This is a genomic window from Thermogladius calderae 1633, assembly GCF_000264495.1.
Lineage (GTDB): Archaea > Thermoproteota > Thermoprotei_A > Sulfolobales > Desulfurococcaceae > Thermogladius > Thermogladius calderae.
The window spans coordinates 1,340,729-1,356,318 of sequence record NC_017954.1; the positions used below are offsets into that span (position 1 = coordinate 1,340,729).

Annotated in this window: 12 protein-coding genes and 1 pseudogene; 3 read left to right on the plus strand and 10 right to left on the minus strand. The window is 54.3% G+C overall.

Features of this window, described 5'->3' with window-relative positions:
* Window positions 1-79: 79 nt before the first annotated feature.
* The 4 genes from TCELL_RS07365 to TCELL_RS07215 all read right to left on the minus strand — a co-directional run bounded on the left by TCELL_RS07365 (window position 80) and on the right by TCELL_RS07215 (window position 6,172).
* Window positions 80-3,550 (minus strand): glucodextranase DOMON-like domain-containing protein, encoded by a 3,471-nt coding sequence (locus tag TCELL_RS07365; protein ID WP_014738077.1) that lies wholly within the window; start codon window positions 3,548-3,550, stop codon window positions 80-82.
* Window positions 3,551-3,661: 111 nt separating this feature from the next.
* Window positions 3,662-4,591 carry a carbohydrate kinase family protein gene (locus TCELL_RS07205; RefSeq protein ID WP_014738078.1) on the minus strand — a complete coding sequence of 310 codons (930 nt, stop codon included), beginning with the start codon at window positions 4,589-4,591 and terminating at the stop codon, window positions 3,662-3,664.
* Between the two features lie 2 nt (window positions 4,592-4,593).
* A complete protein-coding gene (gene fba, locus TCELL_RS07210) occupies window positions 4,594-5,439 on the minus strand; it encodes a class I fructose-bisphosphate aldolase (protein WP_048163452.1) in 846 nt (281 codons plus the stop codon).
* A gap of 97 nt (window positions 5,440-5,536) precedes the next feature.
* The gene (locus TCELL_RS07215; protein ID WP_238529018.1) at window positions 5,537-6,172 is read right to left on the minus strand and encodes a dolichol kinase; all 636 of its coding nucleotides are present in this window, start codon (window positions 6,170-6,172) and stop codon (window positions 5,537-5,539) included.
* A gap of 207 nt (window positions 6,173-6,379) precedes the next feature.
* On the opposite strand from TCELL_RS07215, the gene TCELL_RS07370 reads away from it, so the two are divergent.
* From TCELL_RS07370 to TCELL_RS07230, 3 genes are all read left to right on the plus strand, one after another.
* Window positions 6,380-8,353: a S16 family serine protease gene (locus tag TCELL_RS07370; protein ID WP_162097846.1), complete on the plus strand. Its 1,974-nt coding sequence runs from the start codon at window positions 6,380-6,382 to the stop codon at window positions 8,351-8,353.
* Entirely contained in the window at window positions 8,350-8,916 is a 567-nt protein-coding gene (locus TCELL_RS07225; RefSeq protein ID WP_014738082.1) for a hypothetical protein, read from the plus strand. Before TCELL_RS07370 ends, TCELL_RS07225 begins: the two co-directional genes overlap by 4 nt.
* A 67-nt stretch (window positions 8,917-8,983) precedes the next feature.
* The gene (locus tag TCELL_RS07230) at window positions 8,984-10,138 is read left to right on the plus strand and encodes a zinc metalloprotease HtpX (RefSeq protein ID WP_238529019.1); all 1,155 of its coding nucleotides are present in this window, start codon (window positions 8,984-8,986) and stop codon (window positions 10,136-10,138) included.
* Between the two features lie 86 nt (window positions 10,139-10,224).
* Here TCELL_RS07230 and TCELL_RS07235 read toward each other — a convergent pair whose 3' ends face one another.
* The 6 genes and pseudogenes from TCELL_RS07235 to TCELL_RS07260 all read right to left on the minus strand — a co-directional run bounded on the left by TCELL_RS07235 (window position 10,225) and on the right by TCELL_RS07260 (window position 15,580).
* Complete coding sequence (locus TCELL_RS07235) at window positions 10,225-10,830, minus strand: TATA-box-binding protein (protein WP_238529020.1); 606 nt, start codon at window positions 10,828-10,830, stop codon at window positions 10,225-10,227.
* 105 nt (window positions 10,831-10,935) lie between these two features.
* Window positions 10,936-12,612 (minus strand): DUF2070 family protein, encoded by a 1,677-nt coding sequence (locus TCELL_RS07240; protein WP_014738085.1) that lies wholly within the window; start codon window positions 12,610-12,612, stop codon window positions 10,936-10,938.
* Window positions 12,613-12,622: 10 nt separating this feature from the next.
* A complete protein-coding gene (locus TCELL_RS07245) occupies window positions 12,623-13,177 on the minus strand; it encodes a hypothetical protein (protein WP_014738086.1) in 555 nt (184 codons plus the stop codon).
* A 65-nt stretch (window positions 13,178-13,242) separates the two neighbouring features.
* Window positions 13,243-13,665: pseudogene (locus tag TCELL_RS07250) on the minus strand (ATP/GTP-binding protein); the annotation flags it as partial.
* Between the two features lie 33 nt (window positions 13,666-13,698).
* A complete protein-coding gene (locus TCELL_RS07255; RefSeq protein WP_014738088.1) occupies window positions 13,699-14,985 on the minus strand; it encodes an IS200/IS605 family accessory protein TnpB-related protein in 1,287 nt (428 codons plus the stop codon).
* Window positions 14,960-15,580, minus strand: coding sequence for an IS607 family transposase (locus tag TCELL_RS07260; RefSeq protein ID WP_048163790.1), 621 nt, complete (start codon window positions 15,578-15,580; stop codon window positions 14,960-14,962). Before TCELL_RS07260 ends, TCELL_RS07255 begins: the two co-directional genes overlap by 26 nt.
* Window positions 15,581-15,590: the final 10 nt, after the last annotated feature.

The window sequence follows — 15,590 nt, forward strand, 5'->3', positions numbered from 1 at the left end:
AGTTACTCTGTACTTAGAGGTTTAAAAGTTGAGACGGGCGGTTGAGGCTTGTTGGGAAAAAAGGGTTTGTGTGATTCCCCTACTTCTTCCTCAGGATCCCGGCTAGTAGACCCAAGGCTATTACTACGAGGACTCCTCCGACAGCCATAGTCGGCGTGTAGTCGTAGGTCGTCACGTACGTGGTGGTCGTGTAGGTGGTCGTGGCGGTCGAAGTGGCGGTTTGAGTAGCGGTCTGTGTGACCGTCGTTGTCGTAGACTGGGTCACCGTGACGGTGGTGACGGGCACAGAGGGCATTGTTGGTGGCGGTGTGGGCGATACGAGCTCGCCTTTCAAGTTCACACCGTACACTACAGCGAACTTCCCTGTAGCGGTGTCGTAGCTACTGAGCATCCTGTACTGGTCCTCGGCTGTTGGGGCCACGATGTCGATGGCTAGAGGCTGTACACCCGCCAAGACGGCCTTGGGGTCGGCGCCTCCCAGCACCCACTGGCCTGGGTCACCGGGCTGGGCAGTCCTTACCTTCATGTACCCGAGGCCGTCGTAGCTGGCCACCGCTACCAGGTAGACCCATTTGTCGGCGTTTGCCGAGTCCTTTAATAGGCTCATCGCCACCTGGGCTACGATCGTGTTGTTGTCAGCCGGGTCGACGTAGACCTTGAATAGGGTTGCGTTGTGGTAAGCGTCGGCTACTAGGTTGCCAGAAGAGTCGTATATTGCGGAGACCTGCCCGTCGGGGACAGGAGTGTCGCCCCAGCCCGGCGCTAGGAGGATCGCGTAGTTCCAGCCGTTACCAACAGTTATGTTGAGGCCGTATGTCGTGGTGTTCTTCGGTAGAGTGGTGTCCGTGGTCAGCACGTATACCTGGACGTACTGCAGGCAGAAGCCGGCCGGGCCGTTCCACGGGTTGCCGCCCAGGTCCTTGAAGGTGGTCTTGAAGTACAGGTACTGCCCGTCACTGTAGACGGCGTACTTGGTTATGTCGAACACGCCGGGCTTAAACACGTCGGCTGTCGGGTACTTCAGGCCGCCGTAGCCCTTATCGTCGCCAACGGGGTCTGTCACAGAGCCAAGTAGCTTGAGAGGTGGAGTTGTTGGGGTCGGGGTAGGGGTGGGTGTTGGAGTTGGCGTTGGGGTAGGTGTCGGGGTAGGAGTCGGGGTTGGGGTCGGGGTTGGTGTTGGAGTTGGGGTGGGGGTCGGAGATACAGTAGTAGTCGTGGTCGTCGTAGTAGTTGTCACGGGGGTTGTTGTAGGAGTCGTGGTTGGTGTAGTTGTAGGTGTGGTCGTCGTAGTAGTCGTGGTAGTGGGTGGGGTGGTGGTTGGCGACACTACTTGTCCTGTCAGTGTGATCATGTATACTGTAGCAAATTGTGGCGGCGAGACGCTGTAAGACGACAGCATGGACTTCTGGAGGTCGACTGTGGGTAGCAGAACGTCTATGGCGAGCGGCTGTACGCCTGCGTTGATCGCGGCTGAATCGCCTCCACTGAACTGCCACTCTTGAGCAGGCTCAGCTACTATAGGTCTAACCTTCATAGGCCCATAGCCGTCGTAGCCCGCCAGCATGATTGAGAAGTACCAGTTGTTGACGAGTGTGTCTTTGAAGATGCTCTTCGAGACAACGGCCAGGACCGTGTTGTTTATCGGGTCTACGGTGACCCTGAACACAGTGGAGTTGTGGTAAGCGTCGGCTACCAGGCTACCAGTCGCGTCGTATATCGCGGAGACCTGCCCGTCGGGGACAGGAGTGTCGCCCCAGCCCGGCGCTAGCAACAGAGCGTAATGCCACCCCGGATAGACCGAGACGTTTAAACCGAAGGTAGCCGTGTTGGCAGGCATTTCCGCAGTCGTCCTAATGTATATATGGATGTACTGTAGGCAGAAGCCGGCCGGGCCGCCCCACGGGTTGCCGCCCAGGTTGTTCACCTGTACCTTGAAGTACCAGTAGTTCGAGTCCTGGTACAGGTAGAACGCCTTCAAGTCGAAGACGCCGGGCTGGAAGACGGAGTTCGTCGGGTAAGTTATGTTGCCGGCCCCGAAGTCGTCTCCCAACGGGTCGTACAAGACCGCGACTCTAGTGGAGGTTGGTAGGTCGACGCCTACAGTGCCCACGTATATGCTAAGCATGGAGGTGTATGTCGAGTTGACGCCCGAGTACACTATTACAAAGTTGGAGCCAATCGTCCTCAGACCTAGAGGTGTCATGTTGAAGCCGGTTGTGGAGATGATGGGCGAGGACACCATGACGCCGCTACCCAGCTCGTCGAACGCGAACGCGAAAATAGATGACGGGTTGTTGGCCAGCCACGCACTCACGTAGAAGCCTCTCGAGAAGGACAGGAACGGCATGTTCTGTGGGCTCATGAAGGAGCTCCCGCCTCCTGCCGACAGTATAACGGAGTTGACTACGGAGCCTGTCCTAGCATCGTATATCACAGCCACGGGATACCCTGTCGTAATACTGGTCCCCTTGATGTAGGCGACGGCGAACGTGGTTTGGCCCGAGACCACGTGTGGTCTCAGACCGACATCGACGTTGATGTACGAGACCGTCAAGGTCGGAGTTATCTTCAGTAGTTTGACCATTCCGGAGCCGTAGGCATACACGGGCACGTACAAGTTGTTGTTGATGACTGTGTAGCCGTAAGGCCTGTAGATTGTGTTATTCCTCTGCGTGGTCGGGTTGTAGATGTACAGTACGTCACCAAGGGTCTCGTTCTCGCGAGGCGTGACTATTGCGGGCAAGTCTACGTAGCTCCCGTCCGGCTTTATGAAGTGTATAGCTATGTCCCTGTTAGTTGTGTCAGTGTTGTTAACTATCTGGTGCATGAATACGAAGCCGTTAAGGAACGGGGCTATCTGCAGCGAGACGGTCGTGTAACTGATGTTTGCCCCAATAGTCGTGAACGGCCCTACTGTAATGTTGGTCACAACAGTGTCGCCCGAGAACTTCAATAAAGTGACATTGAACTGCGTAATTGGCAGAGGCGACGCTGTAGTGCCTGAGAGGAAGTAGGCTACCGCGTACATGTCCACGATAGGGTTGTAGGCAACCACGGGGTACTCCTCGTAGTACTTAGTAGCCGATACTGTGAAGGGGCCTACAAGCTTCCCTTCAGTGACGTTGTACAGGTATACGTATAAGTCCCTGTAGCTCGTTGTGCTCGGGAACTCCGTCACGGCGATCAGAATCGAGTCCTTGCCGGCAACGGCGTTCACGTCGATAGCTAAACCGGAGGTGTCGACTGCGAGCCGTGTGCCGCTGTTGGTCGCCGGGTCGTATATGTACAGGCTCACGTTGCCCTCCGCGAACGTAGGGTTAGAGACGTTGACGTAGGGTACGTAGACCTTACCACCGAACACCACTATAGCCGGCTCGATCGTCGTAGCATATGTATAGCTACCTCCCTGTATCTCCTGCGTTACACCTGTAGTCGATGCTGGGGGAGTGACTGGCTTGGGCGCCAGGGTGCTGGCTGTGTAAGACACGAGTGGGGCTACTAGGATCGCTAGCAGAAGTAAATACGATACCTTCGCGACAGGACTATTCATTCACTACACCCATATTTATATCTCATAGAGGCGTAAGTTTTAACCTTTTTCTAAAACCTTCGTCACTGACCTGGTTTTACCGATTAACCGTTTTTAAAAGACTGATTAAATCTATACAATTCCTTTCTCCCAGATGAAGTCCACGACCTCCTCGTGGCTGGGGGCCTCGTGCGAGCCCAGCCTTGTGATTTTAAGGGCTGCGACAGCGTTGGCGTAAGAGAGCGCTTTCCTCAAGCTGTAACCCCGCAACAAACCCGCGATAAACCCTGCCGCAAATGCGTCGCCTGCGCCAGTCGTGTCGACGACCTCTCTTACACTGAAAGCGGGGACCTCCTCCTCGACATCCCTGGTCTTGAGGTAGGCCCCTTTCTCCCCCCGTTTCACCACCGCGATCTCTGCCCCCGCCTCCAGCACCTTGGAGGCAGCCTGCTTGTAGTCGCTTACCCCCGTCATGTTCTGGTACTCTTGTTCGTTGGCGAGTACTGCTCTCACCCTCTTTATGACCCTCTCTAACTCGCTCCAGGGCCTCTTCGATATCAGGCGCCCTGGGTCCCAAGAAGTCGCCACCCCGTGTTTCTCGGCTATATCGAGCACTCTCGTAGTTGTTTCTAGGTTTAGGCTCGCCACGTGAACCCACTTACTCTTCGATATGACGTACTCGCTGACCTCTGTGGGTGCCAGCTCTTCGGCTACTCCTTTATAGCCGTACATTATGATATTTCCCCGCGAGTCGATCACCACGATGGTCACACCGGTGGGGAGGAGTCCGATCCTGAGACCGCTGATGTCCACGTTCTCCCTTAGAAGCTCGTCCACGATGAGCCTGCCGAAGTTGTCGAAGCCTATCTTGGCGATGACAGACGTCTTCAGCCCTAGCCTCCTTCCGGCTATAGAGACGTTCACAGCCGACCCGCCGGCGCCCCACGTCTGCTTCTTAACGTCCGCCTCCTGGTCTGGCTGGGGGAACTCGCTTACTACGAGCCTTATGTCGACCAGGGCGTGCCCGACGGCCACGAGGTCTATGTTCTTATCGCTACTCAAGACTACTTCACCAGCTCGAAGGCCTCCTCCGCCGTCCTGCCTTCGTGGACTACCGCGGCTATGGCCTTAACCGCCTTCTCGGGGTGCGAGTGCCTGAAGACGTTCCTGCCCACCACAACACCGCTGGCCCCGGCCCTCATAACGCTCTCGACGTCGCGTAGGAAGTCTAGGAAGTTCTCTCTAGCGGGCCCTCCGCTCATTAAGACCGGTGTACCAGCAGCCACCTTAACCACCTCCCTGAAGGTCGCCTCGCTACCGGTGTAGTAGGTCTTAATGAGGTCGGCCCCGCTCTCGATAGCTGCCCTCACCCCGTACTTGACGACCTCGACGTCGTATATGTTCTTGATACTGGGGCCTCTAGGGTAGGCCAGCTGGAGGCACGGGATCCCGTGCCTGTCTGCTCTGTCCTTTACACTGAACCACCTCTCGAGCATCTGGTCCTCGAACTGGCTGCCCCAGTACACGGTTAACGCTACAGCGTCCGCGCCGAGAGCGACCGCATCCTCGAAAACACCGAAGACGCTCTGCCGAAGCCTCTCGTCGGGTGGCCTCAGGTTCGTCTTACTAGTCAGCTTCACTATCAGGCTTGTTTTCCCAGCCCAAATATCCCATGTACGGTAGGCCATAGCCGGCAACATCATGATGGCGTCAACTCCCCCTTCTACGACCTTGGATACTATACTCCTTGGGTCGATCGATTCGGGGGGAAAGTCCGAGGGGCCGTGTTCAACACCGTGATCGAAGGCGAAGACGACAGCTTTACCCTGCTTGAGAATCCTGGAGAGCCTCAGTTTCTTTCCTACAAGGGAGTACAACCGCCGTCCCCAAAGGTAGAGTATGACTGTCATGGTATAATAACTTGTTATCGCCGCTCATACGCAATGATGTTATACAAAAGAGTGAGGTTCATAGCGAGGGGCAGGGCTCTTCATGAAAAGACCAGGTTCACAGGTAGCGACCGGACACTAGTATTAGTGTAGAGACGAGGGATATCAGGACATTGTCGTCTAGGTAGGGTGGGAACTCGAAGTGCTCGACTAATGAGGCTGCTACGCCGGCTACCACACCCAACAGACCCGCGTAATGGTAGCCTATGACTGTCGCTACGGCGAGCATGCCGATATTGCCTAGCCACGACTTTGTCCTGCGACCGTACACTAGGTTCCTTATTACCCCCGTAATGGCGTCTCCGAAAGAGATAAACAACGGCGGCACTACGGCGTAGAACGGGTTTGAGGTTGCTACCCACACTACGAATAGGGACGTCCCCCATGCTAGACAGAAGTTAACCTCGTACCAGTTCTCGCTCGTCTGAAACCAGTTAAGTAGCTGTCCGCTTCTGTGAGGCACAGTTAGGAGGACCGCTAGCGCTATCGCGAACAGGAACGGGATCAGTGGCGACGTGAATATGTAGGGTGTGAGGGCGGCTGTAACTCCACCGGCCAGCATGTGTATGATTTTCCTGTTGTAGTAGACGGCCACGTTGTTTTTGACTCCTCGTAGCACGAGTACGCGGTAGAGCACTTTGGTCAGCCAGAGGCTAGCTAACACTAGCCCCAGTAAGAGAAAGGCGTAAACCACCTCCTCCGCCGGTCGTTGGGGGACTAGAGTACTAAGCCAGTCCATTCGCAACCCGCATATCCCTTCATCACAAAGTTTTGCTTAGAGGGCAACAAATAAAAGTTTATCCCTTACCATGTGAGCTTGTACGCGTTTGCTACCTGGCCGGTCTAGCCCGAAGACAACAAGTTAATTAAACAGGGAGAGTGCTAGTTATAGTTGGATCGATTGAGTAGACAGGGTGGTATGGTGCTTAGTGGGCGGATCGTGGCGTTTGTTTTGCTAGCCGCAGTACTTATATCTCCTCTCGTGTCGTCCTCGGAACTCGTCAACTACAAGTACGTGAAGACGGTTGTATTACACGCCCCAGCAGTTAGCTCGAGTGGGGCCGGGATTCTCACCAATATAACACTGAGCATCGCGTACCCGGGTAAGGGGCGCGTCTACTTCTCCGCACTACCACTCACGGAGCTAGACACCCAAGCAGCAGCTCGTGTTGCCGCTTGGGTCGCCGCTAGCATTAGTGGTGCCAGCTTCTACGACTACGACTACTTCGTCTCGATGGAGGCGAGCGCGCCGGTCGTTGGCGGGCCGAGTGCCAGCGGGCTTATGACCGTGGGCTTCCTAAGCCTCTTCCTCAACACCACTACTAAGCCGTACGCTACAATGACGGGTATGATCAACCCGGACGGCTCGATCGGCCCTGTCGGCGGGATTAAGGAGAAACTGGATGCAGCCAAAAGTATGGGCTTCACGCTGTTCCTCATACCCTACGGGCAGAGGTACTACACGTATCCCGTTGTAAACCAGACGGTCACGCCATTCGGTATAATCAGGCGTGTCACCTACGTCACCATAGACTTAGTCAAGTATGGGCAGGAGATAGGCGTGAACGTGGTAGAAGTTAAGACAGCCAGAGAGGCATTCCAGTACCTCACAGGCTATTCTATCGCCTGCCCTAAGCAGGCCGAGATCGCCCTACCTAATGTCGTGACAAACACCGTGAATAATGTCACGTTTAAGACTCTAAACGAGACTTCGAACAACCTAGACCGGGCCCAGGCGATGTTGAAATACATATCAGCGAATGCCCTCTACTACGACTACGTCGCCCAGTTAATAACCCGGGCGAGAAACTATGCAGCGAACGCGACCCACTACCTGGCCTTGAACATGAACATAGTAGCGAACTCATTCGCGTTCAGGTCGCTCGTCTACTCTACATACGCTCTTTGGCTCGCGCAGTACTTGAGCGGGAGGCTGAGTTTCGATGACATAGTTAAAAACGTCAATGACACGATTAACGAGGCGTCCCGCCTCTTCGAGAAGGTACAGCCATTCAGTCTCACGTACTTCGGCCTGGAGGCGTTTATTGACAACCTGGCCTCGTACTACGACTCGCAGATACTGCTCTACACCGCGCTCAACTCGACCAGTCTAACCAGCCAGCTCTATTTGCTGGCCTACGCCTACAGCGAGGCGAGCTTGCTCAGCGACTGGATGGGCCTCGTCGAGTCTTTGAAAGGGGGACCCTTAGTTAACGAGAGCCTAGTGAGTCAACAGGCTATGACCCTGTACTCTCTCGCCTCGACTACTGTACCTTACGCACAGACTCTCTCTAGCGAGGTCGGCGTAAGCGTGGACAGCCTCACCCTGGCTAGTGACTACTACGCGGCCGCCCAGCAGGCATTAAACTACAACGACACACTAGCCCTAATAGGGCTAAGCATCTACGCCTCAGCTTACTCTAGCCTGGCTCTCCACCAGATGTTCTCTCAAGGGCAGGCGATCACGAGAGACCTGGTGAAAACTGTGGGAGACGAGGCCTTCTGTCTCTTAGCGAGCACTAACTACTCCTCCATAATGGCGCAGATATACTACGAGTACGGCCTCGAAGCTTTGAACGCCTCCTCGTTGGACGAAGCGCTAGCAGCGTTCTCTATGTCGATCCTTTACTCGCAGGCAGTCGAGCAGGTAGGTGCTAGAGCGACTAGCTACATCTCACCCTTCACTGAAACACCAGTTCCGCTAACAACCACGACAACGCCTCCTCAGCAAACCACAACGACTGGTAGTGTAACCCAGACACCAGCGTCTCCTAGAATACCTTTAACCACGGCTGTGATCATAAGCGTCATAGCCCTGGTCTCATTGATCATTGGCATAATACTGCTTCTCAAGGGCACGAGGTACCCTAGATGAGAGAGTTGATAGACAACAAACGTAGCGTAGGAGTCAATACAGACAAGAGACTTTTCAAGGCGAGCCTGTTTTTTATAGCAGGTCTACCGGCCTGGATCTCCGGTATACTGATCTCAGCGACCTCAGTAATACACATCATCATGTACGCTCTCAGGATCTCGACAACTATAGGGATCCTCAATTATCTACCCGGTATCGCTCTCATCGAGACGGGCTCTCTCCTCCAGCTAGTCGGGCTCTACTACCTGTGGACTTTCTTGAAGTCGTCGTACTGGGACGACCACGTATTGAGACCTTTGAGCACGGTGGTTTTGGCCGGTTTTGTCGGTGGCCTGGTAACGTCCATGTCGCTAGCACTAATCCCCCTCTCATTTCTGTTTATGAGCATAGGGTACATAGGCCTCGGGGGTGTACTACTGAGGCTGTATAAACTCACTAACTCACCAGAGCTTTACGGTGCCTCTATCGTTTTCCCTATAAGCATATCTACATTACTTACGTTGAGTATAGTGGGCTGGGTACTCGTCCTATCCGTCTCAGCGAGAAGTCCCCGTACCTTGTAAGACCTCGTAGGCTGTTGTCAAGTTTATACGCCAGGCAAGTCATCTCTAGAGATAGTCAGGTGATATGATGAACATACTCTACGGGCTGTGGTGGTACAACCCCCTGGCAATGCTCTCGATAATGGTAGCGTACGTCCTCGGCATGCTGGTCATGATTCTTGGCTCGTACGTCATAGCACCGAGGCTGGCGAGCAGAATAAGCGGAAAACTCTCCTTGAGAACCTCGATGTTCCTGCTAGGGGCTGTAATAATAATAGGCGGTATAGCCGGCCTACTCTTCCTCGCAGGGCTGGTACTAGCTGCTATCGGTGTCCAGGCCAATCCGTCTACCGGCCTCGCACTAGTTCTCGGCGTAGTCCTCATGGTTCTTATTCTAAACGGGATAACATACTTGATTTCGCCGCTGATGATCAACATTATGTACAGGGCCCGCAGAGACGAGGATCTTCAGAAGGTCGTGGACGAGGTGGCCCGCCAGGCGGGTTTCAGGAAGCCCCCGAAGGCCGTAGTGGTTGAAGGGCCTCCCAACGCGTTTGCCTACGGGAACTTCCTCGCCGGGAGGTGGGTTGCGGTATCTAGCGAGATGCTTAGGATCACCAGCAGAGACGAGCTGAAGGCCGTGATAGGGCACGAGTTAGGCCACCACAAACACGGCGATAACGCTATAATGCTGTTCATGGGGCTGATCCCCAGCGTCCTGTACTACTTCGGGCTCATGCTGGTCCAGGCGAGCTTCTACTACTCGGGCCTCTCGTCGCGGAGAGACAAGAGTAGCGGGGGTATAGTGTTCCTGGTAGCCGGAGTCGCGGCTATCATCCTCAGCTTCCTCACGCAAATACTAGTGCTGGCCTTCAGCAGGTTGAGGGAGTACTACGCCGACGCCCACGGGGCAGCCGTGGCTGGCGCTAGGAACATGCAGAGAGCCCTTGCTAAGCTCCACGTGTACTACAGCTACAACAAGTACGCTAGGGCGTCTCTGAGCGAGAGCAAGCTGAGAGCCTTGTTCATATACGCCTTCACGGAGACCTACGCTAACCCCTACTACCCAGCCTTCTTACCCAGGCCCCCCGGCGACTTCTCAGGCATCGACATAGACGATGTAATCGACGAGCTGAGGAGGACTCAAACCAGTAGCCCCGAAGAGTTCTTCAGTACACACCCGCCTATCCCGAAGAGGATAAGGTTCCTCGACCGCCTAGAGACAGGGGTCGAAAAACTCTAAAGTTTTCAGTGTGAGCTTGAGGTCTTCATCTCTTTTTCCGAAGCTGCCCACTTCATCACTAGAGTGCTATATTTACAAGAGAGATTTTATTCCTGTTCTTCCAGCCTAGGGCCTATTATACACCCGAGGTCTGTGAGCTCCTGGGCTATCTTCTTGGCGGCCTCCTCTACCTCCTTCTCCTCCTTCGCACCCGTAATAACCATTTTACCGCTACTAAAGATCAGGAGAACTACGCGCGGCTCCCGCATCCTGTGAATTAGGCCCGGGAACTGCTCGGGTTCGTACATGCTGTCCTCGAGCATGTAGGCGGCCCTCTCCAAGTTCACCAGTGCGTGGATGTCCCCGCTAGCGACGATGTTCTGGATCTGTATCCTGGGTTTACCGGTTATCCTTATACCGTGCCTCGCCAGGATCCTTATCATCCTCTTCACTACCTCGATCAGCTCGTTGGTGCTCTTCGTACCTGTCACAACCATTTTGCCCGACCTAAAAATGAGCGCAGTCGCCTTAGGCTTGTCGAGGCGGAATATTAGCCCGGGGAACTGGTCTGGCCTAAATGTGATGTTGGGTATCTTTGACTCGAGGAGGTCTAGGTCTATTCCGTGCTCCAGTATTACGGTGGCGACGATGTTCTCGATCCTTGTCGTGGGCCTAGCAATAAACTCCATTAAAAGCACCTTATCACGAATCATATCTAGTAGTGCAAGGTATTTAAGCATATTAAACGGTTGATTCAAGCCGCAATGTTCCTATATGGTTGACCTGGTTACACGTACCAGCGGGTAGTCCGTAAGGGGCTAGACCGGAAACAGGGTGAACAGTATCCTAGATAACAAGGGGGATAACAGGAACACGTAGAACAGAAGTAGAACCGTTGTCTCTAAGTAGCTCTTCTTGAGTAGATAGACTAGCTCGTATGCGGCGTTGTTCAACAGTCTCAGCTTCACAGTAGACGTTGTCATGTACAACCCTCTCGAGAACGGTTTCGATACGAGTCTTTTAACGCCGTCTTTTAAACGCAGTATCGCCTCATCAGTCAAGTGCACCGGGATGTAAGTTATGTGAGCCCTGACACCGGTCTCTGTATGCTCGTCGTTCGTGAGAACCTCTATAAGACCGTTATACTCCCCTTCAAGGGCGTTCAACAAACGGTCTCTAGACCCGGGTGCCATGTTGTTCCCCCTGAAGAAGACCATGAGTACCGGGTCTCTTCCATCACTACCCCTGATCTCCACGATCCTTGCTACTCCTTTGACTACCCCGGGGGCTTTCACGTTAACCGATATAGACCTGACCATAGGCCACGTAGGGTCCCTCTTCCTAGTCTCCAAGGCTGCCTCGACCGCCTTCACAAGGGCGTCTTCTAAACCACTAGTGTCGACTTTTCCAGCCCTCTCCCAGTTGTGGGACTCCACCAGCAGTAGGTTGCTGTTCATTTTTCTGAGCACGAGGTCCTTTAACTTCAGGCTGAAGGAGTATGGGAGGTCGTCGATTCCGACGTGGGGTCTCGACACCATTAAGAGCAGTAGTTTGTCGAAGACTAAACCGAGGACTCTCCACTTCTCGCTTGTCGTTATCTCGAAAGCGCCGTGGTAGAGTAAGCTCTCCCCCTCCTCGTTTACTAGTTTGACCAGGTGGGGTCTCAGCTTGGCTAACTCCCTTGTCGACACGACGTCGCGGTCGTGGCTACCAAAGCCGTGGAATACAATGACGTTGTAGTTCCCGGAAAAGGCCTTCTCGAGCTCTTCGGGTAGGAGGCTGCTTCCTACATTAGAGAACGGGCCGTAGTGCAGGCTGGTGTAGACGAGGAGTGTGTCCCCCGACTTGAGCACGGCGAGGTCTACGTCCCTAGGCGATCCGACGCTCTCGAAGAATTCCTCTATCGACTTGTCCCTGTCCAGCCAGTTCCTCAAGAATAGCGTGCCAATGTCTGCGGCGCCGTAGCCTCCGATCCTTCTTCTGTTGATCACCCTATACACCACGTAGTCTAATGCGGCGACTACAACAGCCCCTACCAGCGCGTAGGCTATCAGGCCCTTCTTTAACGTAGTGAGTACGGTGTAGAGGGAGACAGGTATCGACGATATCGCGACGGGGACGGTGTATCGCACGAGCTTTGTTCCATCAAGGCTTAAGACCACTACGGATAGGAGGGACGCAGACGCCACCGCCGCTACTACCCAGCCCCCTAAGAGCCAGGCGTATATGAGGACGTATATTAAGGCCGTGAGGGACAGCCCCAAAACCCTCTTTGGTTTCCAGAAAACCGTCCCTTTTGAGAGGCGCGAGTAAACGTACAGTACAAGGAGGGAGACAGCGAAGTACGTCAAAAATGGCAACGACCCCTGCCCCATCAAGACTACTATTGCCACCAGAAAAACTACGATAACCGCCGCGAGTACTTTCCAGTGTGGCAGGGAGAATAGGACGGTGTAGTACTTGCTGACCACTGACTTAGGCCTGTACAGCTTCAAGCCTCTGACCCTACTTCTTGAGTCTCGCTTTTGCCAGGATCGCAAAAATAGCCATCAGCACCACGAGTACAACTGCGATCTCTACACCCGCGAGAGAGCTAACCGAGATGTAAATCAGCGCTAGACCGGCTAGGGCTGCTATCACGGAGATGATGTAGTCTACTATAAGGTAGATGATCACGATCAATACAAGCGATAACAAGAGCGTGTAGAGTAGGTTAAGCCCAAGGTATGAGCCCGCTATTAGCCCTATGCCCAAACCGGCGATCACGGATATAGACAACTTGAAGACTGTCCAACCCACGAGAAACCCTATAACGAACAACACCAAGACCGCCACGATCTCAGCTAACTGGCCTACCTTCATTAAACTTAGTACCCTCAACCCCAGGTAAGCAAGTAGGATGCCGAAACCCACGCTAACTATAGTCTTGATGAGCAGCCTGCCGGCAAACAACAGGGCAATGCCTGCCAAAAGCAGTACTAAGGCTGAGCCCCACCCCGCCTTGCTCAGCTCTACTGCTGTAATTGAGGTCAAGTTCGTCAAACCGAATCCAGGGTTCATGAAGACACCTTGCTTTCTACGTCTATCCCTTTATCAGAACAGTATAAAAACATAGCCCTCCTACGTTACGTCAGGTCACCACAGCCACAAAAGGCCTCGTGTATAAGGAAGTGTAGCTCCTCTAGGCCCTCCCCCCTAACAGCCGAGACTGCCACAGCTCTGAAGGCGCCGCGCGTCTTGTTCACCAGGTGAAGGAACTCTGGTACGAGGTCTGCAACTAAACCTTTTGCTTCAAGCATATCGAACAGTCGTGAAACGTCAGCATCTCTGTCTACTATACTTTTCAGAGCATCAATGTTCTTCGCGAGGTCGGCCTTACTCAAGACGGGCACGACGTCTAGACCCAGCTTGACCTGTACGAGGAAGCCTAGTAGCCATAGAGTTATCGCGTCGGCAACGTTCTCCACGACTGACGAGTCTATCAGGTAAACGACTACCGTGTTACCTCTTTTCGATAGTTCGTGTAACACCTTGCTACCGGCCGGCCTGAGGACGAAAGCGTTTCCCCATCCACGGTGCTTTTAATTGGTTTCAATTACTTTTAATTCCGTGGGTGGGGTTGGCCCTTGGTGCGGGTTCACTAGCTTCACCCGCACCTCATGGGGCCCCGTCGAGCCCAACGCCACGGGGCTCCCATCTGCGGTCAGGTGCTTCAACCCTATGTTTACGGCCCCGACGACGTCCCTGTCTAGGGTCAGCCCGTTGCTCAGCCTGGCCAGCCTTAGGACGACCTTGGCTACCCTCACCCTCCTCCCTCTCACCGCAACGCGGATCACAGAGGGGGCGTAGCCCTTGATGGGCTCCCCGCTGAAGGGATCCCTCGAGGAGGAGTACGCCTCCGGCACCTCGACGACGTGTATGGGCTTGTTGTCCAGTACCTCCACCAGCTTCGAGACGCTCCACTGGTGGATCCTGTGCCTGAGCCTATTGCTCCCTGCTCTGCTGGCGAGCTTTCTCTTACCCTTGCGGACGTCCCCGACAACCACGACAGCGCTGTTCGCGTAGGCCAGCTCCTCGATGAACCTGGCGACCTTGTAGATAATGTCCATCTTCCTCCCCCTCTCCCTCAGCCTCCTCAGCGCCCTCCTCACACCCCTGTCCTTAGTCGACCTCCCCTCCGCGATCCTCCTTCTCCTCTCGGAGTATGCGATGACCATTTTGCCTAGGCTGGTCTCGACCCTATAGACCTCGTACAGCGCTCTATTCTTGAAGACAGCCAATGTGACGTTATTCTCATTAACATCAACAGCAATGACGTTGTTAGGGTTGTAGGAGACCTCGAAGTCTTTCTTAAAGGTCAAGTAGAGCAATACCCTCTTTCCATCAAGCTTGACCCTAAGCTCGCTTGAGAGACTCCAGCCGCTGTAGAGGTACCTGCGCAGTTGCTTGTGGCTCCTGTAATGGATCGATATCCAGCCGTTGTGCGTCCTCAGCTCGACGACCCCGCTCCCCAACCTCCAGTCCTGCGAGTCAGAGTAGGTCACCGTGATGTTCTTCACCACCGGCTTGTCGCCCTGCGCGAGCCCCTTCTTCTTCAACCTCAGGAAGCTCCTAGCCCTCCTGACCGCGTCGCGGTAGCAGCCCTTGATCACCCTGGTCGGTAGCCAGGGGTACTCCTCCCTGAACCTGCTGTAGAACACCCTGTGTAGGGTGGCCTGCGAGGCGTTGTGCTCGACCGCGTATTCGACCATCTCCTGGAGCATGGCTCTGTATGCTTCAAAGACCTCCCTAAGCGCTCGCCTGCCAGCACTATTAACCCAGCCTTCTAAGACTACTGTCCTCTTAAGGGTCTTTAACAGCTTGCTCAACGGCCTCCACCACCTTCCTGTACTTGCGGCTACGCTTGCCGTAGATTTTGCCGGCGAAGCTGGTGACGATCGCCATTAGGTCCTCGACTAGCTCCTGGTAGTAGTCTTTGGGCTCCTGGTCGAAAACGACTACTACTCTCACACCATATGCCTCGAAGAGCTTCTCGAGATAGGTGAAGCCAAACCTGGTCAGTCTATCCCTGTAAGCCACCACAACAGCGTCTATCTGCCTCTTCCTAGCCATTTCAATGAGCTTCCCTAAACCGCGCCTGTCCTCCTTAAGACCGCTAGCGACGTCCCTGACAACCACGTACTCGGCTTGTGGAAACTGTTTTCTAACATAGTCTTCCAGCGAAGCCACCTGCCTCTCTAGGTCGTCCCTTTGCGTACCACCGCTGACCCTAGCATAGATAGCGACTCTCTTCAAACCAGCGTAGAACCCCTTAGTCAGTCTTTCAATCTCGGACTCCGGGATATACCACCTGCCGTGGATGTTGACAGCCCTAACCCTCCCAGTCCTAATCCACTTTATCACCGCGCTACGGCTCACGCCGAGAACCCTAGCGAACTCGCTAAGCTTGTACAGCTTCTCCATCTTCATCAAG